Origin of the sequence: Clostridium sp. K13 (assembly GCF_019734195.1) — a bacterium.
In the GTDB taxonomy this organism is placed as follows: domain Bacteria; phylum Bacillota; class Clostridia; order Clostridiales; family Clostridiaceae; genus Clostridium.
On sequence record NZ_JAASHM010000008.1, the window covers coordinates 21,913 to 47,327 of the forward strand.

Genomic DNA, 25,415 nt, shown 5'->3' on the forward strand with positions numbered 1-25,415 from the left:
ATATAGCATATTATTTGAAATTTAAAATCTAACTGGCTATTTCTTTTTCTCCTTCTAAAGTATATAAACTATAAAATTTCCCTTTCTTATCTATAAGTTCATCAAACGTCCCTGTCTCAACAATATTCCCTTCATCCATAACTATAATCTCATCATATCTATTTAAAACACTATCTATTAACTTATGAGTTACAGTAATTACTGTTAAATTATCTATTTTTAATAATGTATCTTCAATCTCAAAAGCTGTTTTACTGTCAAGCGCTGACGTACCTTCATCAAGTAAAAGTATTGGTGTATTTTGGATTAATGATCTTGCTATAGCTACTCTTTGTTTTTGACCACCTGATAAATTATTACCATTTTCACCTATTTCAGAATTCATTCCTTTAGGTAAAATCTCTAGAAACTCACTAACACCGCTATTTTCTATAGCTTTTTCTAAATCATCTTCACTAAAATCTTTTCCTAGAATAATGTTTTCTTTTAAGGTTTTATCAAACATATATACATTTTGATGAATAATAGACATCTGATTATTAATTGAATTTTTATCTAAATTATTATACTCGTAACCATCAAAAGCTATTTCACCCTTAAAATCTTCATAATAACCTAATAATAATTTTAGTAAAGTTGATTTACCACTACCACTACGCCCAACAATGACATATTTTTTATCTTTTTCGAACTTTACAGACAATCCATCTAATACATTTCTATCTTCATTATAAGCAAAAGTAATATCTTTTAATTCAATATCTTTATTAAAGCTTTCAAGTTTTATATTATCTTTACTATCTTTATATTCATTAATTATATCTAAAAGTTTTGTATTTACATCTTTCATTCCTTTTACTAAAGTAACTTTACTTACTATCCAAGTTATTGGCCAGCAAATTCCATTAGCTAATTGAACTACAGCAAATAAGGTACCTACTGTTAATTGTCCTTTAATTAAAAAATATCCACCTAAAGCTATAGTTGAAACTTGAGACATTATTCCTAAAAACATTGATAAAGCTTGTGATATTCCTTGTATATGATTAGATTTAAACTTTAAGTTTTCTACTGTGCTATTTGCATCTAGAAACTCTTCTGTCATATTATCAACAATATTATATGATTTAATTACCTCATAACCTGAAAATATATCCTTAATTCTAGTAGTAAATATACTATTTTGCTTACTAACATTATCTTGCCTTTTAGCCGTTGGTGCTCCTAATATTGCTGGAACTAAAAATAATAATGCTGAAGTAGCGCATACAACTAATGTTATCCATGGATTAATCCATAAAAGAAGTGCTGTAGTACCAACAAAAATTACTATATCTCCAATCATCTCAAGATATGGAACTAAATATTTAGTTTCCACCATATTAATATCATTAGTTAATTGTGATATATATTCTGCTGTATTTTCACTATTAAAATCTTTATAATTTTTTCTTAATATTCCTCTAAAAATATCCTCTTTAAAATCAGTTAAAGTTTTCTTAATATAAATAAATTGAGTTGTTTTATTCAAATAATCATTTATACCTTCAACAATAAAAAATATAACTGAAAATATTAATATATTAATAAACCCACTTACATCCTTATTCATAGCACTATCTACTATCTGCTGAATTAAAAGTGCAATTAGTACCTGCATAACTGCTCCGAAAGTTCTAAAAAGCACTGTTGTTGCAAGCCATCCCTTATACTTTAAAATATACTCTCTCATAAATTTTCTACCCCTTATCATATAATTAAATATTTTTTTCTTATATTGCCATTATATCAGCTTAGATTTTTTTATAAACCCAATTACTGTAAAAGGTTAATATAAGATTATAAGAGGTCAATATTCTTTATTAAGATGAAAATAGAACTACAAAAAAGTTTACTGCATTTAATTATAAACTTTTAATTAATACTATATCTCTTAATATTGATGCAGCTGCATTTCTTGTGCCAGAAGCTCCTCCAATGATGCTTACATCACCTAATGTATCCGTTTTAAAATAAATCCCCTTATTCTTATAATCAACAAAATAAAGAGGATGATTTTCATCAATTTCAATTAACTTTACATAAGCATTTATTTCATCATCTAAACTATCAACTTTCCCAATTAATTTAAGCTTTTTATTTTTCTTTTTAAGCTCTCTTAAATACTCTAGTTTTACTTCTGCAATTCCTTCAATTTCTATATCATTTAAATTTATATCAGTTCCCTTAAGCACGTTAGATAATATTATTACCTTACACGCAGTATCATATCCTAATACATCTAAGCTTGGATTTGCCTCTGCAATTCCACACTCCTGTGCATCCTTTAAAGCTTCTTCATAAGTAATATCATCATTTATCATTTTACTTAATATATAATTTGTTGTTCCATTTAGTATACCTTCAATAGATTGAATTTCACTTCCTGCAATATCATATATTCCTCCATTAATTGAAGGTAATGCTCCGCCTGTCGTGCAACCAACTTTAAGCTCTACTGAATTTTTATGAGCAATTTCTTTTAATTCATTATACTTTAATATGATAGGTCCTTTATTTCCTGTAACTACATTCATTTTATTTTCTAAAGCTCTTTTTATATGAGTTAATCCTGGTTCTCCTGTTTCTATATTTGTTGATGTTAATTCTATTAAAGTATCTATATCATTATTGTTAATAATATCTTTAATGTTTAAATCGGACTTCCATGATAAATGCTCTTTAATATTTCTATTATTTTCAATAAACTCAATTACTTCATCTAAATTAATTCCTTTTTTATCGTATAATCCACCATCACTTTTTAATATGTATTTTATTTTTATATCTAAATGATACTTTTCTAAAATATAATCTTTTTTATCTGTAAATAGTTTTATTAATGCTTGTCCTACTCCACCAAATCCTATTAATCCTATATTCATAATTCACCCCAAAATTTTATAATAAAAGCACTTACCCCTTAAGGTAAATGCTCGTTACTTAAACTTAACATTATATATAATTATACCAATTTCTATTGATTATATCCATTTATATCACTATTTAAAATATATCTCTTAGCTTGTTTGCATCTTTCCTTAAGGTTAAAAATCCTAAAACAAGTAATCATCATTATTATTCCTATCAATGGAAGCGAAATAAATAATATGTTTGTCCATATTTCAGTTGTTGGATAATAAACAAAATTAACTAAAAGATTATTAGCAAAATGCATTATCATACATATATAAATTGATCTAGTATAATAAAATACAGTTCCTATTATTAAACCTAACAAAAATGCATTAATACCTTGAGGCATATTTAAATGTACTATTCCAAAGATTAAGGCTGAATAAACAATAGCTTTTTTACTATTATATTTATTTATTAATCCTTTTAATAATATCCCTCTATATAATGTCTCCTCAAAAATAGGTGCTATTACACAACTTTCTATTAAAAGAATTGACATTGGTAATGAATCAAAATATTCCATTGCTGACTCAAACATTTCCCCAGTAGGAATTGAAAATAATATATAATCGAACCATCCATACGTTATTAATATATATGAAACAATTAGCAATGATCCAATTAAGTAATCTAATTTTCTTATTTTAAAATTATTAGTAATTTCATTTTGTAAAACAAATTTGTTATTTATAAATACAATAATCACTAAAATAGCTCCAAATTGATAAATACAAGATAATAAAGTTGATATAGTATACCAAAAATCACTATAAGTATTAATTCCAAAATTGCTTAATACCATATAGAATGCATCTGTTGGAGTATTTAAAAACATAACTACTATATCAAATAAAAATGATAAACCTAATGCTTGCCAAAAATTAATTGCTTTTACTTCGATTCTCTCTTTATTCAGATACTTAAAATAATTTATACTCATAAAATCCTTTTCCTTTTACATTAATACCTTTATTTTATTTTATTCCCTATTTAATGTAAACATTATTATAAAAATTAAAAAGCTAGATTAACTAGCTTTTTAACTTTATCTATCTATCCTTGATTCAAAAGTACCACATTCAGTTTGTATTTCTGACAAAGCATATGAACCTTCTATACTTATATTATTAGCTTCACATTTTTGATTATTATTGTATATACAATTTTCAGCTTCACATACTATATTTAATGAATTTTGAGGTATTTGTGTATTGTTAGTAAGTCCTCCTTCTTTTCTTCTAAAGTTTTCACAGCTTGTAAAATTGGCAGTAATAGTATTTTTACCTGCAACTCTAATAGATTCTCTACAACATAAGTTATTCTGATTATGAGTACATGTATTAACGCTACATATTAAATTATTCATTTTCTAATCCTCCAATAAAATAATATTTCAGCTAATATTATTTTATTAATATTCATTTTTTATACTTTGCATAAAGTTAAACTGATTTATAAATGATATATTTAGTGCTTTATATTTAGTAATTAGTTAACTTTTTCTCTAACCCACTTTATTTTTTACTTATATTAGATTAAAATTATTATTAATAGTCAAAATATATGTTATAAATGTTATATGTTTAGGAAATAATTATTTGTTATAGAATAATTTTAAATTCTTATGTAAATATTTTTAACTTAAATTAAGCGTTAATAGGAGAGGTAAGATATGTCAACTGAAATTAATTCTTCTAATTTTATAAGAAATATAATAGTAGATGATTTAGAAAACGGAAAACACAAAGAAATAATAACACGTTTCCCACCAGAACCAAATGGATACCTTCATATAGGTCATGCCAAATCAATTCTTTTAAACTTTGGTTTAGCTGAGGAATTCCACGGTAAAACTCATCTTAGATTTGATGATACTAATCCAGTAAAGGAAGATACTGAATATGTTGAATCAATTAAAGAGGATGTTAAATGGCTTGGCGGAAATTGGGATGAACTTTACTTTGCATCAGATTATTTTGATACAATGTATAACAAAGCAGTTCTTTTAATAAAGAAAGGATTAGCTTATGTTTGTGATTTAACTCCAGAAGAAGCTAAAGAGTATAGAGGAACTTTAACTCAACCTGGTAAAGAAAGTCCTTATAGAAGTAGAACTGTAGAAGAAAATTTAGATCTATTTGAAAGAATGAAAAATGGTGAATTTAAAGATGGTGAGAAGGTTTTAAGAGCTAAAATTGATATGACTTCTCCTAATATGAATATGAGAGATCCTATTATCTATAGAATTGCTCATGCAACTCATCACAACACAGGAGATAAGTGGTGCATTTATCCTATGTATGACTTTGCTCATCCATTAGAAGATGCTATAGAAAATGTAACTCACTCTATTTGTACTTTAGAATTCGAAGATCACAGACCTTTATATGATTGGGTTGTTAAAGAATGTGAAATGGAAGCTCAACCTAGACAAATTGAATTTGCTAGATTAAATATGACTAATACAGTTATGAGTAAGAGAAAACTTAAGCAATTAGTTGATGAAGGCATTGTTGATGGATGGGATGATCCAAGAATGCCTACTATCTCTGGCTTAAGAAGAAGAGGATGTACTCCTGAAAGTTTAAAGAATTTCTGTGCTGCTATAGGTGTTGCTAAAGCTAACTCTACTGTAGATTCTCAAATGCTTGATTACTTCATAAGAGAAGATTTACAAACAAAAGCTCCTAATGCAATGGCAGTTTTAAGACCATTAAAATTAGTTATCACCAACTATCCAGAAGGTCAAACTGAAATGCTTGAAGTTAGTAATAATGCAAAGGATGAATCTTTTGGTAAGAGACTTGTTCCATTCTCAAGAGAATTATATGTTGAGCAAGAAGACTTTATGGAAGTTCCAGTAAAAAAATACTTTAGATTATTCCCTGGAAATGAAGTTAGATTAATGGGAGCTTACTTTGTTAAATGTAATGAAGTAATTAAAGATGAAAATGGCAATGTAACTGAAATCCACTGTACTTACGATCCAGAAACTAAGAGTGGTTCAGGATTTACAGGAAGAAAAGTTAAAGGAACAATTCACTGGGTAGATGCAAACAACTGTGTACCTGCTGAATTCAGATTATATGAACCATTAATTTTAGATGATGCACCTGAAAATGAAGGTAAGCATTTCTTAGAACAAATAAATCCAAACTCTATGGAAGTTTTACAAGGATTTATTGAGCCAACAGCTATAGAAAATGCTAAGCCTCAAGATAAATTCCAAATGGTTAGAAATGGATTCTTTAATGTAGATACTAAATATACTACACCTGAAAAATTAGTATTTAATAGAATAGTTTCTTTAAAATCTTCATTTAAATTAAAATAAGAGAAAGGCATTTTGCCTTTCTCTTATTTTAATTAGGTATAGTGAGTGTCTTTGAGGTTTCATACACAGTAATTTTATAATCAGGTACACACAAGTCGCTACTTATATAATTATTTTTTTATGGTTCCTCTATCTTCGTGGAATCCATAATCACCAGTTAAATCATTTAATAAATTACAATCACAATCTACATCCCAATATTCTGGAGTTAAATAATTATTTTGAATTTTATAGGTATAAGAATATTTTTTATTATCATTTATCCCATTGGTCTGCCCTCCTAACACTCTTATCAATATTAGTTTGCACTATATTAATAATTTAATACTAGAAGTTATTTGTAAGAATTCATCGTTTTTTATTAACATTGATGATTTTTAATTACTTTCCTTTATTTTCACATTTACATTTATCAGTAACAGTTGATGTTGCACTTGCAGGTGATGCCCATTGATTGTTTCCTGCAGATTTTACTGCTCCACTACATTCACAACTGCAACTTGAAGTACATTTTCCACTACCGTCCTTATGACATCCACATTCTGAATGTTTATTCATTGCATTTCCCTCCAGTGTCCTATTGAATTTAGTCCTGATACAGCCAAGTCTAAACTTAGTTCTACCACCACTACAATAATAGTTTGTACATTTCTCTTCCTTTGATACTATGTATTAATTGTTCTCCTTAGCAGAGTAATCTCAATTTTTCCTATAATCTAAATTAATTTATTTTTTATCCAATATAAATTAAATTTAGTATATATCTTAATATTTTTACAAAATTAAAACTCTCTATAAAAATAGGGAGTTTTAATTTAAAATATATTTTATTGCATAGAATTCTGATTTGAATTTTGTTGAGCTTTTTTGTATGCATCAATATTAGAATCAATTTGAGCACTACTCATTCCATTTTGTATAGCATTTTGGTTATTATAGCTGCTTTGCATACTATTTTGTTGTTGTTGTTGTGCATTACTATTCATACTTTGTGCACTACTATTCATGCTTTGTTGAGCATTACTATTCATAGCTGAATTACTTTGATTTTGTTTATTCATATTGTTCATAATATTGCCTCCAATTATATTTTTCGGTATTATTTTATGAATTTTTCCTTATATAATACATGGCAATAATTTCTTTAAATAAAAAAGATAAGCTTTCGCTTATCTTTTTCATTATATTTCTAAAAATCTATTAAATCTTTCTCTAACCTTTTCTTCACCAATAATTTGCATTATAGTATAAAGATCAGGAGTATTTGCTCTATGTGATAATGCAGCTCTAACAGCTCCAGCAACGTCAGAAATCATTCCCTTGTACGCATCTGGATTAGCTTTGTATTCTTTTCTATTTGCACAATATCCAAGTTCTGCTCCAATTACCTTTAATTCTTCAAACCAGTTTTCTTGGCTTCCTATGTTGAAAGTAAACTTCTTAGCATATTCTTCAATTACAGCTTTAGCATTTTCTAATGATAAAGTTTTTGGTAATTCAACATTTTCTGCTGTTTCATTATAGAATAATTCATCAAAGAAGTAGAATATCTTATCTTTAACTTCATCCCATTTAGCAAAGTCTTTTCTTGGCTTTGGACCTTCTTTATCTATGTTAAATACTTCTCTAGCCATTTTTTCATTTGAAGTTACTAGGTTATACATTTCTTCATCATATTTCTTTGCCCATGTAGTATATTGTTCATATACTTTGTCTGCTGACATTCTAGCTATAACATCCTTAGAAACGTCATTTAACTTAACTAAATCAAATAATGCTCCACTCTTACTCATTTTTTCTAAAGCAACATGGAATTCATGATAATCAGCTGTTGGATGTTCTGCTCTCCACTCTTCATAGCTTGAGTTTACTATATTTAATAAATATTCTATAACACATACTACTGGATATCCAACTTCGTTGTAGTAAGAAACTGCTGCTTCAGCATCTTTTCTCTTAGAAAGCTTTCTCTTAGATCCACCTTCTTGTTTCATTATAGTTGGAATATGAGCATAGTTTGGTCTTTCAAATCCTAATACGTCAAATAATTGAACGTGTATTGGAAGTGATGATAACCATTCTTCTCCTCTTATTACATCTGTAGTTCTCATTAGGTAATCATCAATTGCATGTGCAAAGTGATATGTAGGAAGTCCATCACCTTTTATTAAAACTACATCTTGATTATTTTCTGGGAATGATATATCTCCCTTTATTAAATCATGGAATTCTACTCTATTTTCTATATTTCCAGGTGATTTTAATCTTAAAATATAAGTTTCACCATTGTTTATTCTTTCTATAGCTTCTTCTTCAGTAATATTTCTGTATTTAGCATATTCTCCATAGTATCCTGGAGTGATTTTATTAGCTATTTGCTCTTCTCTTAAAGCTGCTAATTCTTCTGGAGTACAGAAATCTGGATATGCTAAACCTTTTAATAATAAATCCTTAGCAAAAGTTCTATAAATTTCAGCTCTTTCACTTTGTCTGTATGGGCCATATTCACCTTTTGAAGTTTCTTGACCTGTCATACCTTCACTGAAGTCCATCCCAAAGTTGTGCATAGTTGCAATTGTATCTTCTATTGCTCCTTCAACTTCTCTCTTTTGGTCTGTATCTTCTATTCTTAAATAGAAAATCCCTTCACTTTGGCTTGCTAATCTTTCATTGATTAATGCAGCGAAAACTCCACCAATATGTTGAAACCCTGTTGGTGATGGTGCATATCTAGTTACTCTAGCACCTTCTTTTAAATTTCTCTTTGGATATTTTGCTATATAATATTCTCTGTCATGTTCAACATTAGGGAATATTATCTCAGCTAACTTTTCAAATGCCATACTTTTCTCTCCTTTATATATAATGTAAATAAATAATTTCGCCTCTGGGACGCATATATTTATCTCCAATAAAAAAAGCCTTTCACCCAATTAAATTAGGACGAAAGACTATATTTCCGCGTTACCACCTAAATTGACTAATATAAACTAGCCCACTCAAATTATATATTAATTTTTATTGCTCCAAGGTTTCCTTCAATAGTTTTAAGTTTTAGGCTCACACCACTCCTAAATCGCTTTAAAATAAAAATCTATTTACTGCTCCTCTTCAACACAACTATTATAACTATTATTTACAAATTACAGATTAATTATACAGATTCAAATTATTATTGTAAAGTGTTTTACTAAATACTTACCTAATTAAAATAATATAAATAAGTATCCTTTAAGTTTATTTTTTTATCATTAATATTAAATCAAAAAAGCAAATCAAAGTGTAATTAACTCTAATGATAATACCACCTTAATTTGCTTAAAGTATTTATATAATAAACTCTATCTTATTGCAAAATATATTACAAATAACCCTGCTAAAACGTACATAACCGGATGAACCTTTTTAGCTTTTCCTTTAAAGGCCATAAGAACTACATATGATAAGAATCCACATGCTATTCCTTCACCAATACTATAAGTTAAAGGCATTAATATTATAGTTAAAAATGCTGATATTGAAACTTCTGGCTTGTCCCATTCAATTTCTTTTAGTGCACTACACATTAATGAACCAACTATAATAAGAGCCGGTGCAGTAACTGCTGAAGTTATTACTGTTAGTAATGGTGAGAAGAATAATGAAACTAAGAATAAAATTCCTACTACTACACTTGAAAATCCTGTTTTAGCCCCTACTGCTACTCCTGATAATGACTCAACATAAGAAGTAGTATTAGTAGTTCCAAATATTGATCCTATACAAGTTGCAACTGAATCTGCAAGTAATGCCTTTGAACCGCCTTCAACTGAACCATCTTTTTTAAGTAATCCAACCTTTGAACCAACTGCAACTAATGTACCAGCTGTATCAAAGAAATCCATAAATAAGAAAGTAAATATAACTAATATCATTTGTGGATTAAATATATTCCCTATATTTTTAAGTGCAACTCCAAATGTAGGTGCCATTGATGGTGGCATTGATATTATTGAAGTTGGAAGATCAATTAATCCAAATACCATTCCAACAACTACTGTTGCTGCCATTCCTATGAATATAGCTATGTTAGAACCTCTAACCATTAATATTGCCATTACTATAAGTCCAAATATTGAAAGTAATACTGTTGGATTTGTTAAATCTCCAAGTCCTACAAAAGTTGCTTGATTTGCTACAACTATTCCTGCATTTTTTAATCCAATAAAAGCTATAAATAATCCAATTCCTGCACTTACAGCAAACTTTAAGTTTGTTGGTATTGCTTTAATAACCAATTCTCTTAAACCTGTTGCTGATACTATTAAAAATATAATTCCAGATGCAAGTACACCTGATAATGCTGTTTGCCATGGAATATTCATTCCTATACAAACACTATATGTAAAGAAAGCATTTAATCCAACTCCAGGAGCTAGTCCCATTGGAAATTTTGCGAATATACCCATTATTAATGTTCCAACTGCTGCTGCTACAGCTGTTGCAACAAACACACTTTTTTCTGGCATTCCAGCATCAGCTAAAACGCTAGGAATTAAAAATAATGCATATGCCATTGTTAAAAATGTTGTTATTCCTGCTATTGTTTCTGTTTTTAAATTCGTATTTTTTTCTTGAAAATTAAAATATTTAGATATTAAACTTGTCATTTGCTTACTCCTCCATGCACTTTTTATGTAATCGCAATATTTATCGCATGTTGAGTATAAATTTTGATATGTAAATTAGTTCATTTTTTATTATTCTTATATGTTTAATATATAAATAAGACTTATTATATAAAACATATCGTAGTCAAATCATTTATGGTGATTTGGTAGAAACTGTTGGACCTTATTTCCAACTTTATACGATAAACACGATTACTTTGTATAATTATAAGAATAATATAATATAAAGTTCGTGTTTTGTCCATACATTTCCCCCAAATTCCATGATTTGCTTTGCCGCTTTCTATATAATGTTCGTGTTTTTTAGAAAAAGAATGTATTTTATTTTGGTAAAATACATTCTTTTTTAAATGCTTATATTAATATTTTTTATACTTTTATAATTAAATTAGATATTTAAGTTTAATTTACATAAATAATATAGATATCATAGAAAACAAACAAATAGCTACATATAATATCATTCCTAAATTGATCCAAACTATATTAAATACAGTTCCTTTTTCTAGTTTAATTTCACCATCTAATAATGCTACACTTTTTCTATTTTTTATTAATAATACTAATCCTATAATTACTATAATCAATAGTACAATTGTAACAGCTCCTAAAACAACTATATTAGAACTATCTCCAATTAAAGCTGGTAAAATAACACTTCCCATAATATTTACAACTATATGAAGTATTATTGGATATTTTATTGTTCCTGTTTTTAATGTTACATAGGCAAATATTATTCCTAATGCTACTGCGTAGAAAAACTGTGAAAAGTTTGCATGAAAGAATCCAAATAAAACTGCAGTTGTTATTATTGCAATTTTATCTCCATATCCTCTTAGCTTATTAAGCATTACTCCTCTAAACATTATTTCTTCAATTATAGGTGACAATATTCCTACAAAAATTAATGACCAAAACCAATTGCTTCCCTCAAGAACACCTACTAAAGGATTTACTATTTCACTACCTTTAATTACTGCTATTAACATCATAATAAGATTAGTTAAAAGATTAACTATATATACCACACTGTACGACATTAAAAATAATTTTATAATTTTAGCAATTCCTAATGTATTACTTTCTCTTTTTTCAACTTCTGGCAATTTTTTAACCATAAAATAAAATACAGGAAATCCAATTAAATAAAAACTTATTGCAATTCCTACATAACTTATCCAAGGAGCCGTTAATAACTCTTGATTAACTACCCCAATAATTCCAAAGAATACTCCTTGTATAATATTAACTAATAACATTGATGTAAAAACAGCAAGTCCTATTTTGCTAAATACCTTTTTATGATTTACCTTAGTTTGTAATTCCATATATCCCTCTCCTTTATATTTTATATTCCTAATTATATATTCTTCATTTTATCATTTATGTATTACTTTATAAACATTTTTAACCATTTTTGTAATATAATACAAAAGAATCACATTCCTTATTAAAATGTGATTCCTTTATTATATACTTAATTAATCTAATTTCTTAGTATCAATCCAAGACATCATTTCTCTTAATTCTTTACCAACTTTTTCAATTGGATGTTCTGCTTCCATTCTTCTTACTGCATTAAATTGTGGTCTACCAACTTGGTTTTCCATTAACCAATTTCTAGCGAAAGTACCATCTTGAATTTCAGTTAATACTTTCTTCATTTCCTTCTTAGTTTCATCAGTAACAATTCTGTTACCAATCATGTAGTCACCATATTCAGCAGTATCAGAAATTGAATATCTCATAGCAGCCATACCACCTTGATACATTAAATCAACTATAAGCTTCATTTCATGTAAACATTCAAAGTAAGCATTTTCTGGAGCATATCCTGCTTCAACTAAAGTCTCAAATCCAGCCTTAATAAGTGCTGTACAACCACCACAAAGAACTGCTTGTTCTCCAAATAAGTCTGTTTCAGTTTCATCTTTGAATGTAGTTTCTAACACACCAGCTCTTGCTCCACCAATTCCATTTGAATAAGCTAAAGCTAAATCTTTTGCATTTCCTGTATAGTCTTGTTGTACTGCTATTAAACAAGGAACTCCTGATCCTTCAGTATAAGTTCTTCTTACCATATGTCCAGGCCCCTTTGGAGCAACCATAAATACATCAATATTTGAAGGAGGAACTATTTGTCCATAATGAATATTGAATCCATGAGCAAATGCTAAAGCATTTCCTTCCTCTAAATTTGCAGCTATTTCATCTTTATAAACCTTAGCTGCTTTTTCATCTGGTAGTAATACCATAACAACATCAGCCATTTTTGTAGCTTCAGCAACAGTAGCAACTTCTAAACCTGCTTCTCTAGCTCTATCAGCTGATTTGCTTCCTTCATATAATCCTACTACTACATCTATTCCACTTTCATGAAGATTTAATGCATGTGCATGTCCTTGGCTACCATAACCAATTACTGCAACTCTTTTTCCTTTTAATAAATCTAAATTTGTGTCCTTTTCATAAAACATTTTTGCCATCTTTATACCCCCGATTTATTTATTATTTTTATTTATTAAAAATTGCTACCATTATGCTTATGATAGAAATTTAGACTAACATTTTAAGTCTTCTTCATTTATTATTTGATGAATTGGAGCCCCTGGAGCAACCATAGGAAATACCTTCTTATCACTATCTATTCTATAATCAATTATTACAGGCTTATTAACTGCTAAAGCCTCTTTTAATACATCGTCTAATTCTTCCCTTTTTTCAACTCTAAATCCAACACCACCAAAGGCCTCTGCTAATTTTACAAAATCAGTTGCCCTATCTAAAGTTGTTTGTGAATATCTGGCTTCATAAAATAAGCTCTGCCATTGTCTAACCATTCCTAAGGCATTATTATTCATTACAATAACTTTAATAGGAATATTATATTTAACTGCAGTAGCAAACTCATTGCAATTCATACCAAAGCTACCATCTCCAGCAATATTAAATACAGTTTTATCTGGATTAGCAACTTTAACCCCTATTGAAGCACCTAAACCAAACCCCATTGTTCCAAGTCCCCCTGATGATATTAAAGTTCTAGGAGTTTTAAAATTGAAATACTGAGCTGTCCACATTTGATGTTGTCCAACTTCTGTTGTTATAATAAAATCTCCTTTATCCATATCACTAAGCTTTTCAAATAAAAATCTTGGTGTTAATTCTTCTCCATCATCACTATTATTCTTCGTTACTGCTAACAGTTTTAATTCTTCTACAGTATTTAACCATTCTTTATTTTTCTTTTCATTTAATAAAGGTATTAGCTTTTGTAATGCAACTTTTATGTCTCCAATAATAAATGAATCAACTTTTACATTTTTATTTACTTCAGCAGGATCAACATCTATTTGTATCACCTTAGCATTATTAATAAACTCTCTATCACTTATTACTCTGTCACTAAACCTTGCACCTAAAGCAATTATCAAATCACATTTTGTCGCTAAAATATTAGATGCATTACTTCCATGCATACCTATCATACCTGTATTTAATCTATGCTCAGATGGAATTGCTCCTCTACACATTAATGTTGTTGCCACTGGTGCATTTAATTTTTCAGCAAAATTTATTAACTCTTCTGTAGAATCAGAATTAATAACTCCTCCTCCTGCATAAATAAGAGGTTTTGATGATTCATTTATATATTTTGCAACTTCATTTAAAGCACTTTCTGTTATATGTTTAGTTTTAGGATTAACTTCCAATGGTTTTAAATCCTTATACTCAGTTTTATTAACTGTTATATCTTTTGGTATATCAATTAAAACAGGTCCCGGTCTTCCTTCTCTTGCAATAAAAAATGCTTTTCTAATTGTCTCTTGTAAATTATTAATATCCTTAACTATGAAATTATGCTTTGTTATTGGCATTGTTATACCTGTTATATCAACCTCTTGAAAGCTATCCTTTCCAAGCAAATCCTTTGGAACATTACCCGTTATAGCAATTAATGGAACTGAATCCATATATGCTGTTGCTATTCCTGTAACAAGATTTGTTGCACCGGGTCCTGATGTAGCTATGCAAACACCAACTCTTCCAGTTGATCTTGCATATCCATCTGCAGCATGTGCTGCACTTTGCTCATGACAGGATAAATAATGTTTTATTTTATCTTTATATTTATATAAATAATCATAAATATTTAATACAGATCCTCCAGGGTATCCAAAAATAGTGTCAACACCCTCGTCTAGTAAAGACTTAACAAGAATTTCTGCCCCTGTTAATAACATTAAAAGCCCCCCTTTATTCAGTTAGTTCTAACTATTTATAAACTGCTCCTGTACTTGCTGAACTTACTAACTTAGCATATCTTGATAAATAACCTTCTTTAACCTTTGGTTCTACTGGTTTTAAAACTTCCCTACGCTTAGTTAATTCTTCATCACTTACAAGTAAGTCTAAATTTCCATTTAATATATCTATAGAAATAACATCTCCATCTTGAACTAATGCAATATTTCCACCTTCAGCTGCTTCTGGTGATACATGTCCTATTGCTGCTCCTTTTGTTGCCCCACTGAATCTACCATCTGTAATAAGTGCTACTGATTTATCTAGACCCATTCCACAAATTGCTGATGTTGGTGATAACATTTCTCTCATTCCAGGACCACCCTTTGGCCCCTCATATCTTATTACTACAACATCACCTTCAACTATTTTTTTACCTAATATAGCTTCTATTGCTTCCTCTTCAGAGTTAAAAACTTTTGCTGGTCCTTGATGTTTTAACATCTCTTTAAGTACTGCTGATCTTTTAACTACAGCACCATCTAAAGCTAAATTTCCTTTCAAAACTGCAATTCCACCAGTTTCACTATATGGTTCTTCAATATGTTTTATTACTGAATAATCTAATACCTTAGCATTTTCTATATTTTCCCCAACAGTTTTTCCTGTTGCTGTAATACACTTTAAATTTAATAAATTCTTTTTATTTAATTCACTCATTACAGCTCTTATTCCACCTGCTGCATATAAATCTTCTATATGAGTGTCAGATGCCGGTGCTAATTTACAAAGATTAGGGACTTTAGCTGACATTGCATTTATAATATCTAAATTTATAGGTAATTTTGCTTCATTTGAAATAGCAGTTAAATGTAAAACACTATTTGTTGAACATCCAAGTGCCATATCTACTGTTAATGCATTCTTTATAGCATTTTCAGTAACTATATCTCTTGGCTTTATATCCTTTTCCAAAAGATTCATTACAGCCATACCAGCATATTTTGCTAATCTTATTCTTTCTGAATAAACAGCTGGTATAGTTCCATTACCAGGCAGTGCTAATCCTAAAACTTCACATAAACAATTCATAGAATTTGCAGTAAACATACCTGAACATGATCCACATGTAGGACATGCTTTTTCTTCTAATTCTTCTAAATCATCTTCTAACATTAATCCACTTTCTACAGATCCTACAGCTTCAAACATTGTAGATAGTGAAACTTCTTTATCTTTAAATTTACCTGCTAACATTGGTCCACCACTGACAACTACTGATGGTATATTTAATCTTAAAGAAGCCATAACCATTCCTGGAACTATCTTGTCGCAATTTGGTATAAATACTAATGCATCAAAGGCATGAGCTTTTGCCATACATTCAATAGAGTCGGCTATAAGCTCTCTTGTAGCTAAAGAATATTTCATTCCTTCATGCCCCATTGCAATACCATCACATACTCCTATAGTAGGAAATACTAATGGCGTTCCTCCAGACATTAAAACTCCTTTTCTTACACCCTCAACTATTTTATCTAAGTTCACATGACCCGGAATTATATCATTTTGAGATGTAACAATCCCTATTAAGGGCTTATTTATTTCTTCATCAGTTAATCCTGATGCTTTAAATAAAGATCTATGTGGAGCTTTTGTTACTCCCTTTTTTACTACATCACTTCTCATTTACATCACCCCTAAAATTAGTTTCAAGCTTCAAGCTTGTCACTATCTAACTACTAACTATATTAAATTTTCTCTAAAACAAGTGCTCCCATTTCCTTAGTTCCAACAAGCTTAGTACCTTCACTATTAATATCTCCAGTTCTATAACCCTCTTCTAAAACTTTAACTACTGCATCTTCTATATCATTTGCTTCATTCTCTAAATTGAAGCTATATCTTAACATCATAGCTGTAGAAAGAATTGTTGCTAATGGATTTGCAATTTCCTTCCCTGCAATATCAGGTGCAGAACCATGTATTGGCTCATACATTCCTAAAGTTCCTTCTCCTAAAGATGCTGAAGGTAACATCCCTATTGATCCTGTAATCATAGATGCTTCATCTGATAATATATCTCCAAACATATTTGAAGTAACAATAACATCGAATTGTTTAGGATCCTTAACTAACTGCATAGAAGCATTATCAATATATAAATGATTAACCTCTACTTCTGGATAATCTTTAGACATTTGCTCTACTACACCTCTCCATAATCTAGAACTTTCTAATATATTAGCCTTATCAACACTTGTTAATTTTTTATTTCTCTTCATTGCTGTATCAAAGCCTATTCTTACTATTCTTTCAATCTCTTCAATGTTATATCTTTCAGTATCATATGCTGAAACTATACCATCAACAACTTCTCTACCTCTCTCACCAAAGTAAATTCCTCCAGTAAGTTCTCTTACAACACAAATATCTATTCCATCACCTATTATGCTATCTTTTAGTGGAGATGCTTCTTTTAATGCTTTATATAAAAGTGCCGGTCTTAAATTACAATATAAATTTAATCCCCCTCTTAACCCTAACAATGCTTGTTCTGGTCTTACTTTTGAATTAGGATCATCCCATTTTGGTCCTCCAACAGCTCCTAAAAGTACTGCATCACTTTTTTTACATACTTCCAAAGTTTTATCTGGCAATGGTGTCCCTAAAGTATCTATTGCACATCCACCTGCTTGTAAAAATTCAAATTCAAAAGTATGATTATATTTTTCCCCAATCTTATTTAATACCTTTATTGACTCATCTATAACTTCTGGTCCTATTCCGTCTCCTGGTATAACTGCTATATTAAAATTCATAGTTGCTCCCCCTTAATTCCATTTTGAGTTAAGTAAACATAATAATATTGCACTTAACTTTTATTTATTGCTTAATATAGTATTTCAATTAGTATTTCTTATATTTACTTAGAGTCTTTAATATATCCTATAAGCCCATTACTATTTATTATTTTTTGCATAAACTCTGGGAATGCTTCACCTTGATATTCTTCATTTTTAGTTATATTTTTAATAACTCCAGTATCAAAATTAACTTCTAATTCATCTCCAGCTTCTATACTTTTAACTGCTTGATCGCACTCTAGTATCGGTAATCCTATATTAATAGCATTTCTATAAAAAATTCTTGCAAAAGTTGATGCTATAACACAGCTAACTCCACTTTCCTTTATTGCTATAGGTGCATGTTCTCTAGATGAACCACACCCAAAATTTTTGTTTGCAACTATTATATCTCCTTGTTGTACGTTTTTAGCAAAATCTAAATCTATATCTTCCATGCAATGTGCTGCTAATTCCTTTGGATCTGATGTATTTAAGTACCTTGCTGGTATAATTACATCTGTATCTACATTATCCCCATATTTAAAAACTCTTCCTGTTGCTTTCATATTTATTTACCCCCTTAAAGTGTTTCTGGATTAGTTATTTTTCCTGTTATTGCTGAAGCCGCTGCAACTGCCGGACTTGATAAGTAAACTTCTGATTCAACATGTCCCATTCTACCTACAAAATTTCTATTAGTAGTTGAAATTGCTCTTTCACCTTTAGCTAGTATACCCATATGACCTCCTAGACATGGACCACATGTTGGTGTTGAAACCACCGCTCCTGCTTCTACTAAATCCTTTATTATACCTTCTTCTAAGGCTTGTAAATAAATTTTTTGAGTTCCAGGGAAAACTATACATCTAACTCTTTTATTTACCTTTTTACCTTTTAATATATCTCTTGCAACTCTTAAATCTGAAATTCTTCCATTTGTACAAGAACCTATTACTGCTTGATCAATTTCTACATTACCAACTTCATCAATAGTCCTCGTATTATCAGGTAAATGTGGGAAAGAAACTGTTGGTCTTAAAGTAGTTAAATCTATTTCATAGACTTCATCATATTCAGCATCTTCATCTGCTTCATATACTGTCCATTCTTTCTTTCCATGTTCCTTTAAATATTCAACTGTCTTTTCATCTACTGGAAATATTCCATTTTTTCCACCAGCTTCAATAGCCATATTTGCCATTGTAAATCTATCATCCATTGATAAATGCTCTAATCCATCACCAAAAAACTCCATTGATTTATATAATGCTCCATCAACACCTATCATTCCAATTATATGAAGAATTACATCTTTACCACTAACCCATTTTGATGGTTTTCCTTTTAAAACAAACTTTAATGCTGAAGGAACCTTAAACCAACATTTTCCTGTAGCCATTCCAGCAGCCATATCAGTTGAACCAATTCCAGTTGAAAAAGCTCCTAAAGCTCCATAGGTACAAGTATGAGAATCTGCCCCAATAACTACATCTCCTGCAACTACTAATCCCTTTTCTGGTAATAAACAATGTTCTATTCCCATTTCCCCTATTTCAAAGAAATTAGTTATACCTTTTTCTCTTGAAAATTCTCTTATAAATTTACATTGTTCTGCAGCTTTTATATCTTTATTAGGAGTAAAATGATCTGGAACTATTGCTATTTTTTCTTTATCAAATACTTTTTTTACTCCAAACTTTTCAAATTCCTTTACTGCAACTGGTGAAGTAATATCATTTCCTAATACTAAATCTAAATTTGCTTCTATTAATTGTCCTGCTTTTACACTTTCTAATCCTGCATGTGCTGCTAATATTTTTTGTGTCATTGTCATTGCCATAAGTGTTTCCCCCTTTAAAAATATGCTTTTGCTTTTCTTTCAATATCTTTTATTAGCTTATACTCTATTGAATCAACTAATGCAATCCAACTTGCTTGAATTACATCTTTAGATACCCCAACTGTACTCCAGCTTTCATTGCTATCTGTACTTTCTATTAATACTCTAACCTTTGCACCTGTAGTGCTTTCAGAATCTAAAACTCTAACTTTATAATCAACTAATTTTACTTCTTTTAATTCTGGATAGAATACTTCTAACGCTTTTCTAAGAGCCTTATCTAAAGCATTTACGGGACCATCACCTTCTGCTGCTGTCATTTCTGTTTTTCCATCAACAGTTATATTAATTAATGCAGTTGAACTAAATTCACCATTATTCCAAGGATTTTCTCCCATAGTTTTAAAGTGATTTAATTTAAAAAACGGCTTGTACTTTCCTATAGTTTTTCTTATTAATAACTCAACTGTCCCTTCAGCACCTTCAAATTGATATCCTTCATATTCTAATTCCTTTAATCTCTTAGTTACATTTTTAACTTCTTCACCATCTTTTTTTACATTTGGGAAAATTTTGTGTATTTCTTGTAAAACTGTACTTTTACCACTTACTTCTGATAATAAAAATCTTCTTTTATTTCCAACTTCCTCTGGTTTTATATGCTCATAAGATTGTGATGTCTTACAAATAGCATCTATATGCATTCCACCCTTATGAGCAAATGCCGCTTTTCCTATGTATGGAGTAGAATCTTCTAACTGAATATTAGATATTTCAGAAATATATCTAGCCTTTGCCGTTAAATCCTGTAAATATTTTTTTGATCTTATTCCATAATTCATTTTTAAAGCTATTGTTGGAATTACTGTACTTAAATTAGTATTTCCACAACGCTCACCTACTCCAACAAAAGTTCCTTGAATATGTGATACTCCCGACTCTATTGATATTATTGAATTGGCAACTGCCATTCCAATATCATTATGACAGTGTATTCCTATCATGTTTCCAAATAAACCTTCAACCTGAGCTGTTATATCTCTTATTTCATTTGGTAAAGTTCCACCATTAGTATCACATAAGACTAATGTCCTTGCTCCAGCCTCTTTTGCTACTTTTAATGTTGAAAGTGCATATTTACTATTTTCCTTATATCCATCAAAAAAATGTTCTGCATCAAATATCACTTCTTTATTATTTTCTTTGAAGTATTTTATAGTGTCCTCTATCATTTTTAGATTTTCTTCCAAAGATGTTTTTAATATATCTGTAACCTGAAAAGCTGCCGATTTTCCAAATATTGATACAAATTCTGTTTTTGCCTTTATTAAGCCTTTTATATTTAAATCATCTTCAATCTTTATATCCGGCTTACGTGTTGAACCGAAAGCTACCAATTTAGAATTATTTAATTTTATATCTTTAACTACATTAAAAAACTCCATATCTTTTGGATTTGACCCTGGATTTCCAGCTTCAATATAATCAATTCCTATCTCATCTAAGGCCTTAACTATTTTTAACTTATCTTCTAGTGAGAATGATATGCCTTGTCCTTGTGCACCATCTCGCAAGGTAGAATCAAAAATTTCTATATTTCTATCCAAACTTTAATGCCTCCCCCATATATTAGTGACAAGTTTCAAGTGATAAGCTAGTTTAAGAAATATTAATCTAATCTTCTCATCACCATATCTCGTCGCTATTTACTTGCTTATTACCTAACTACTTTTATCTTCTAAACTAATTGAATATTTCACAGTAATCTGTTATATCATTAGCGCCCCTTTCTAATGCACAAACTCCTGTCCTTACTAATTCCTTTATTTCATACTCTTCTAAAAGTTTTATAAGAGCACTTATTTTACTTTCATCTCCTGTTAATTCGATAGTTAATGTTTCTGGAGAAACATCTATTATTTTACTTCTAAATATTTTTACTACCTCATTTACTGCTGCTCTTTGTTCAGCATCAGCCTTAACCTTGATAAGTACCAGTTCTCTATATACTGAATTATCAGATTTTAATTTTAATACTCTTAAAACATCTTCTAATTTATTTAGTTGTTTAGTAAACTGTTCTAAAACATCTTCATTACCATTTAAAGTAATAGTCATTCTTGAAATTTCCGGATTTTCAGTTCTCCCAACAGTTAAACTATCAATATTAAACCCTCTTCTTGCAAATAGTCCCGAAACTCTTGTTAGTACTCCTGAAGAATTCCTAACTAAGACAGATAGTACATGTCTTTCCATTTTAATACCCCCAATGAAATAATTTGTAATTATTGAACAAAATGGTTATAAATTAGGTTAAAAAAATCCCACCCTTAATGATAAAATCATAACGGTGGGATAAAATTCCTCATCATTAATATCACTAGGCTCAAACAAACCCTTGCATTTAACGGTGCTTACCGGTACCCCCTTACTTACTATAAAATAGTGTTCAGGATACAGCTCAAGAGTGATCATTATTTAGTTAAAGTATCCATTCACAGCAACCATGGACTCTCTGAAACTTTTCCTCCAAATAAATATCTCTATCACAGCTTTTATTTCTCAAAAGAACTTCCAAAATATTCTATTGTTAATATATTACTCTTTCTTTTAATACTCTGTCAATACAGTCTTTTTATTTTTAGCAAATTCATTATATTTTTTAACTTTTATTAATTATTTTTGATATTAAGTTAATATTCTACTGTTTTTATTATCATATTAATATTTCTTTTTAACAATTGCTGATTTATTAATAATATTTTTGCTTATAACATATTAATTAAGAAATCACTGATTTATTTACAATTTATAAAAAAAAAATAATGCCCATAAGAGCATTATTTTTTTATTATATTTTGCTTAATATTAATTCTACTAAGCTATTTGCCATTTCATTTATTTCTTCTTGATTTTCACCTTCAAGCATAACTCTTACTAGAGGTTCTGTTCCTGATGGTCTTATAAGAACTCTACCAACACCGTTAAGCTTAGCTTCAACTTTATTTATAGCATCAATTATTTCTTGATCTTCTAAATAAATATTTTTCTTTTCATTTGGAACCTTAGCATTAACCAATACTTGTGGTAACTCTTTCATAACTCCAGCTAATTCACTGAAAGTCTTTCCACTTTCTTTTAATATAGCCGCAATTTGAAGTGCTGTAACTAATCCATCTCCAGTAGTATTATGATCTAAGAATATTATATGACCTGATTGTTCTCCACCTAAGATATAATTATCTTTAAGCATTTCTTCAAGTACATATCTGTCTCCAACCTTAGTTTTAACTAGGTTAATACCTTCTCTTTTAGCTGCAATGTCTAATCCTAAATTACTCATTACTGTTACTACTAAAGTATCGTCATTTAATTTTCCTGCTTCTTTTAAAGCTTTTGCACATATTGTTAATAAGAAATCTCCATTTATCATATTTCCTTTTTCATCAACAGCTAAACATCTATCTGCATCTCCATCAAAGGCAAATCCAATATCACAATTCTTTCTTACAACATAATCCATTAACTCTTCCATATGAGTTGAACCACAATTTTCATTTATGTTATTTCCATCTGGATTATCATTTATAACATATACTCTAGCACCTAAAGCTCTAAACGCTTTAACTGCAGCCTTGTAAGCAGCACCATTTGCGCAATCTAACGCAACTCTAAGACCTTTTAAATCTGTTGTAATTGTGCTCATTGCATAATCTATATACTCTCTTAATGCAGTTTCTTCAGTATATGATCTTCCAACTGCTCCTCCAACAGGACTTGGAACACCTTCAAAATTACCTTCTATTACTGCTTGTATTTGATCTTCTAATTCATCTGATAATTTATATCCTCTTCCATCAAAGAATTTAATACCATTATATTCAACTGGATTATGAGATGCTGAAATCATAACTCCTGCATCTGCATTATATTTTCTTGTTAAATGAGCTACTGCTGGTGTTGGAACTACGCCTAAAATTACTGCTTCTGCCCCAACTGAAAGAATACCTGCTACTAAAGCTGCTTCTAACATATCTCCTGATATTCTAGTATCTTTAGCAACGAGAATCTTTGGTTTATGTGTTCCTTCTGTTAAAACAAATGCACCTGCTCTACCTAAACTGTAAGCTAATTCTGCTGTTAACTCTGTATTAGCTACTCCCCTAACACCATCTGTCCCGAACATTCTACTCATATATAATACCTCGCTTATTTATTTCAATTTAACTCTTATAGTATATCCTTTATTCCGATTTTTTACAATAGCATACAAGCTAGTACTTCTCTTGCTTTACACTTATTTATTCTTAGTATTTATTCTTAGTATTAATTCTATCTAATACTATATTATATCCACCCTGACCATAATTAAGACACTTATTGACCCTACTTATAGTTGCTGTACTAGCACCTGTTGCTTCTGCTATCTCTGTATAAACCTTTTTCTCCTTAAGCATATTAGCTACTTGAATTCTTTGAGATATAGCTTTCAATTCTGTAATTGTAGCAATATCCTCAAAAAACTTGTAACATTCATCTATATTTTTTAATTCTAAAACTGCCTTAAATAACATCTCTAAGTCATCATTAAAATCTAAACCTTTTAGACCCATATTATCACTCCTATTTTGTGTACATCCTTATTTTAACACTTTAGCATACTAAATTTAAACTGTAATCTATATTTTTCTTAGGTTATTCATAATCTTCTTCTAAACAACAATTTATTTTACCATATTTATCATATGTACTTCTAGTTGGTAATAACCATACTTCGCCAATCCCATTATACACTGTATTATATTCTTCTATAATCTCATCTTGTATTAATCTCTCATATTTTTCTACTGATATCTTTACATTATTACTTTTTAATATAACTAAATCATCATTTACTACTAATTTATCATTAAATAATTTGCATCTAATTATTTCATTTTCTGGAACTGGTAATTTTATTGCAACTACTCCACTTCCACTTAATTTTATTTCTTTATAATTATCATTATTAGAAAGAAGTAAAATATTAATTTCCTCATCACAAGCATAAAATATATCATCATTAATTATTATTTCTTCATCAACTAGTTCTATCAATGTAAAATCTTTAAAGCTAGGCTTTAATAAAATTTCTCCATTACCTTTAAATAGTGCTTTTATATTGGAATCCCTTAAATATTTACCTTCAAATAATATTTTTTTAATTCCTTTATATTCATGAATTATATCACTTCTTTCAATATACCCTTTCATATAACTTAATACATCATCTTGCAATTTAACTCCACTATCATTAAGTAATATTCTTATTTGTTTTAGCCTTTGTCCACTAGCTTCTATTGACTTTATAGCTAGCGTCTCTCTTAAACTAGTTCCTCCATTAAGTGAATCATACTTTAATATTTGAAATTTACTTTCCTCTCCCATTTGAGATACTAACTTTAATTTATTTTTCACATCTATACTAGTTCTCATAATCTCTTTTCCCCTTAACTTTTAGATTCGAATTATCTTTA

At 29.3% G+C, this 25,415-nt stretch carries 22 protein-coding genes and 1 riboswitch; of the genes, 1 reads left to right on the forward strand and 21 read right to left on the reverse strand.

Annotated features, from left to right (window positions below):
• Nucleotides 1-28: 28 nt before the first annotated feature.
• The 4 genes from HCG76_RS06625 to HCG76_RS06640 all read right to left on the reverse strand — a co-directional run bounded on the left by HCG76_RS06625 (nucleotide 29) and on the right by HCG76_RS06640 (nucleotide 4,324).
• Complete coding sequence (locus HCG76_RS06625; protein ID WP_221699520.1) at nucleotides 29-1,732, reverse strand: ABC transporter ATP-binding protein; 1,704 nt, start codon at nucleotides 1,730-1,732, stop codon at nucleotides 29-31.
• 172 nt (nucleotides 1,733-1,904) lie between these two features.
• Complete coding sequence (locus HCG76_RS06630; RefSeq protein ID WP_221699519.1) at nucleotides 1,905-2,924, reverse strand: homoserine dehydrogenase; 1,020 nt, start codon at nucleotides 2,922-2,924, stop codon at nucleotides 1,905-1,907.
• A 92-nt stretch (nucleotides 2,925-3,016) separates the two neighbouring features.
• Nucleotides 3,017-3,898 (reverse strand): CPBP family intramembrane glutamic endopeptidase, encoded by an 882-nt coding sequence (locus HCG76_RS06635; RefSeq protein WP_221699518.1) that lies wholly within the window; start codon nucleotides 3,896-3,898, stop codon nucleotides 3,017-3,019.
• Nucleotides 3,899-4,003: 105 nt separating this feature from the next.
• Nucleotides 4,004-4,324 carry a DUF1540 domain-containing protein gene (locus tag HCG76_RS06640; RefSeq protein ID WP_221699517.1) on the reverse strand — a complete coding sequence of 107 codons (321 nt, stop codon included), beginning with the start codon at nucleotides 4,322-4,324 and terminating at the stop codon, nucleotides 4,004-4,006.
• Between the two features lie 306 nt (nucleotides 4,325-4,630).
• On the opposite strand from HCG76_RS06640, the gene HCG76_RS06645 reads away from it, so the two are divergent.
• On the forward strand, nucleotides 4,631-6,292 hold the full coding sequence (locus HCG76_RS06645) for a glutamine--tRNA ligase/YqeY domain fusion protein (protein WP_221699516.1): 1,662 nt from the start codon (nucleotides 4,631-4,633) through the stop codon (nucleotides 6,290-6,292).
• Nucleotides 6,293-6,402: 110 nt separating this feature from the next.
• Here HCG76_RS06645 and HCG76_RS06650 read toward each other — a convergent pair whose 3' ends face one another.
• From HCG76_RS06650 to HCG76_RS06730, 17 genes are all read right to left on the reverse strand, one after another.
• Nucleotides 6,403-6,588, reverse strand: a complete 186-nt coding sequence (locus HCG76_RS06650; RefSeq protein ID WP_221699515.1) for a hypothetical protein — start codon at nucleotides 6,586-6,588, stop codon at nucleotides 6,403-6,405.
• An 85-nt stretch (nucleotides 6,589-6,673) separates the two neighbouring features.
• Complete coding sequence (locus HCG76_RS06655; RefSeq protein WP_221699514.1) at nucleotides 6,674-6,850, reverse strand: hypothetical protein; 177 nt, start codon at nucleotides 6,848-6,850, stop codon at nucleotides 6,674-6,676.
• A 269-nt stretch (nucleotides 6,851-7,119) separates the two neighbouring features.
• Entirely contained in the window at nucleotides 7,120-7,362 is a 243-nt protein-coding gene (locus HCG76_RS06660; RefSeq protein WP_221699513.1) for a hypothetical protein, read from the reverse strand.
• Between the two features lie 111 nt (nucleotides 7,363-7,473).
• The gene (gene gltX, locus HCG76_RS06665; protein WP_221699512.1) at nucleotides 7,474-9,135 is read right to left on the reverse strand and encodes a glutamate--tRNA ligase; all 1,662 of its coding nucleotides are present in this window, start codon (nucleotides 9,133-9,135) and stop codon (nucleotides 7,474-7,476) included.
• Between the two features lie 498 nt (nucleotides 9,136-9,633).
• Complete coding sequence (locus HCG76_RS06670) at nucleotides 9,634-10,941, reverse strand: NCS2 family permease (protein ID WP_260458053.1); 1,308 nt, start codon at nucleotides 10,939-10,941, stop codon at nucleotides 9,634-9,636.
• Between the two features lie 122 nt (nucleotides 10,942-11,063).
• Nucleotides 11,064-11,165, reverse strand: a riboswitch (purine riboswitch).
• A gap of 204 nt (nucleotides 11,166-11,369) precedes the next feature.
• Nucleotides 11,370-12,293, reverse strand: coding sequence for a CPBP family intramembrane glutamic endopeptidase (locus tag HCG76_RS06675; RefSeq protein WP_221699511.1), 924 nt, complete (start codon nucleotides 12,291-12,293; stop codon nucleotides 11,370-11,372).
• Between the two features lie 153 nt (nucleotides 12,294-12,446).
• Nucleotides 12,447-13,451 carry a ketol-acid reductoisomerase gene (gene ilvC, locus HCG76_RS06680; RefSeq protein ID WP_221699510.1) on the reverse strand — a complete coding sequence of 335 codons (1,005 nt, stop codon included), beginning with the start codon at nucleotides 13,449-13,451 and terminating at the stop codon, nucleotides 12,447-12,449.
• A gap of 75 nt (nucleotides 13,452-13,526) precedes the next feature.
• On the reverse strand, nucleotides 13,527-15,209 hold the full coding sequence (ilvB, locus tag HCG76_RS06685) for a biosynthetic-type acetolactate synthase large subunit (protein WP_221699509.1): 1,683 nt from the start codon (nucleotides 15,207-15,209) through the stop codon (nucleotides 13,527-13,529).
• 31 nt (nucleotides 15,210-15,240) lie between these two features.
• A complete protein-coding gene (gene ilvD / locus HCG76_RS06690) occupies nucleotides 15,241-16,899 on the reverse strand; it encodes a dihydroxy-acid dehydratase (protein WP_221699508.1) in 1,659 nt (552 codons plus the stop codon).
• A gap of 62 nt (nucleotides 16,900-16,961) precedes the next feature.
• Nucleotides 16,962-18,032, reverse strand: a complete 1,071-nt coding sequence (gene leuB / locus HCG76_RS06695; protein ID WP_221699507.1) for a 3-isopropylmalate dehydrogenase — start codon at nucleotides 18,030-18,032, stop codon at nucleotides 16,962-16,964.
• A gap of 104 nt (nucleotides 18,033-18,136) precedes the next feature.
• Nucleotides 18,137-18,625: a 3-isopropylmalate dehydratase small subunit gene (leuD, locus tag HCG76_RS06700; protein ID WP_221699506.1), complete on the reverse strand. Its 489-nt coding sequence runs from the start codon at nucleotides 18,623-18,625 to the stop codon at nucleotides 18,137-18,139.
• Between the two features lie 14 nt (nucleotides 18,626-18,639).
• On the reverse strand, nucleotides 18,640-19,899 hold the full coding sequence (gene leuC, locus HCG76_RS06705) for a 3-isopropylmalate dehydratase large subunit (protein ID WP_221699505.1): 1,260 nt from the start codon (nucleotides 19,897-19,899) through the stop codon (nucleotides 18,640-18,642).
• Nucleotides 19,900-19,913: 14 nt separating this feature from the next.
• A complete protein-coding gene (gene cimA / locus HCG76_RS06710; RefSeq protein WP_221699504.1) occupies nucleotides 19,914-21,506 on the reverse strand; it encodes a citramalate synthase in 1,593 nt (530 codons plus the stop codon).
• A 136-nt stretch (nucleotides 21,507-21,642) separates the two neighbouring features.
• Nucleotides 21,643-22,155: an acetolactate synthase small subunit gene (ilvN, locus tag HCG76_RS06715; protein ID WP_221699503.1), complete on the reverse strand. Its 513-nt coding sequence runs from the start codon at nucleotides 22,153-22,155 to the stop codon at nucleotides 21,643-21,645.
• Nucleotides 22,156-22,750: 595 nt separating this feature from the next.
• Nucleotides 22,751-24,094, reverse strand: a complete 1,344-nt coding sequence (gene glmM, locus HCG76_RS06720; RefSeq protein WP_221699502.1) for a phosphoglucosamine mutase — start codon at nucleotides 24,092-24,094, stop codon at nucleotides 22,751-22,753.
• A gap of 112 nt (nucleotides 24,095-24,206) precedes the next feature.
• Nucleotides 24,207-24,512, reverse strand: coding sequence for a YerC/YecD family TrpR-related protein (locus HCG76_RS06725; protein ID WP_221699501.1), 306 nt, complete (start codon nucleotides 24,510-24,512; stop codon nucleotides 24,207-24,209).
• A gap of 82 nt (nucleotides 24,513-24,594) precedes the next feature.
• Nucleotides 24,595-25,374, reverse strand: a complete 780-nt coding sequence (locus HCG76_RS06730) for an AIM24 family protein (RefSeq protein WP_221699500.1) — start codon at nucleotides 25,372-25,374, stop codon at nucleotides 24,595-24,597.
• Nucleotides 25,375-25,415 lie beyond the last annotated feature (41 nt).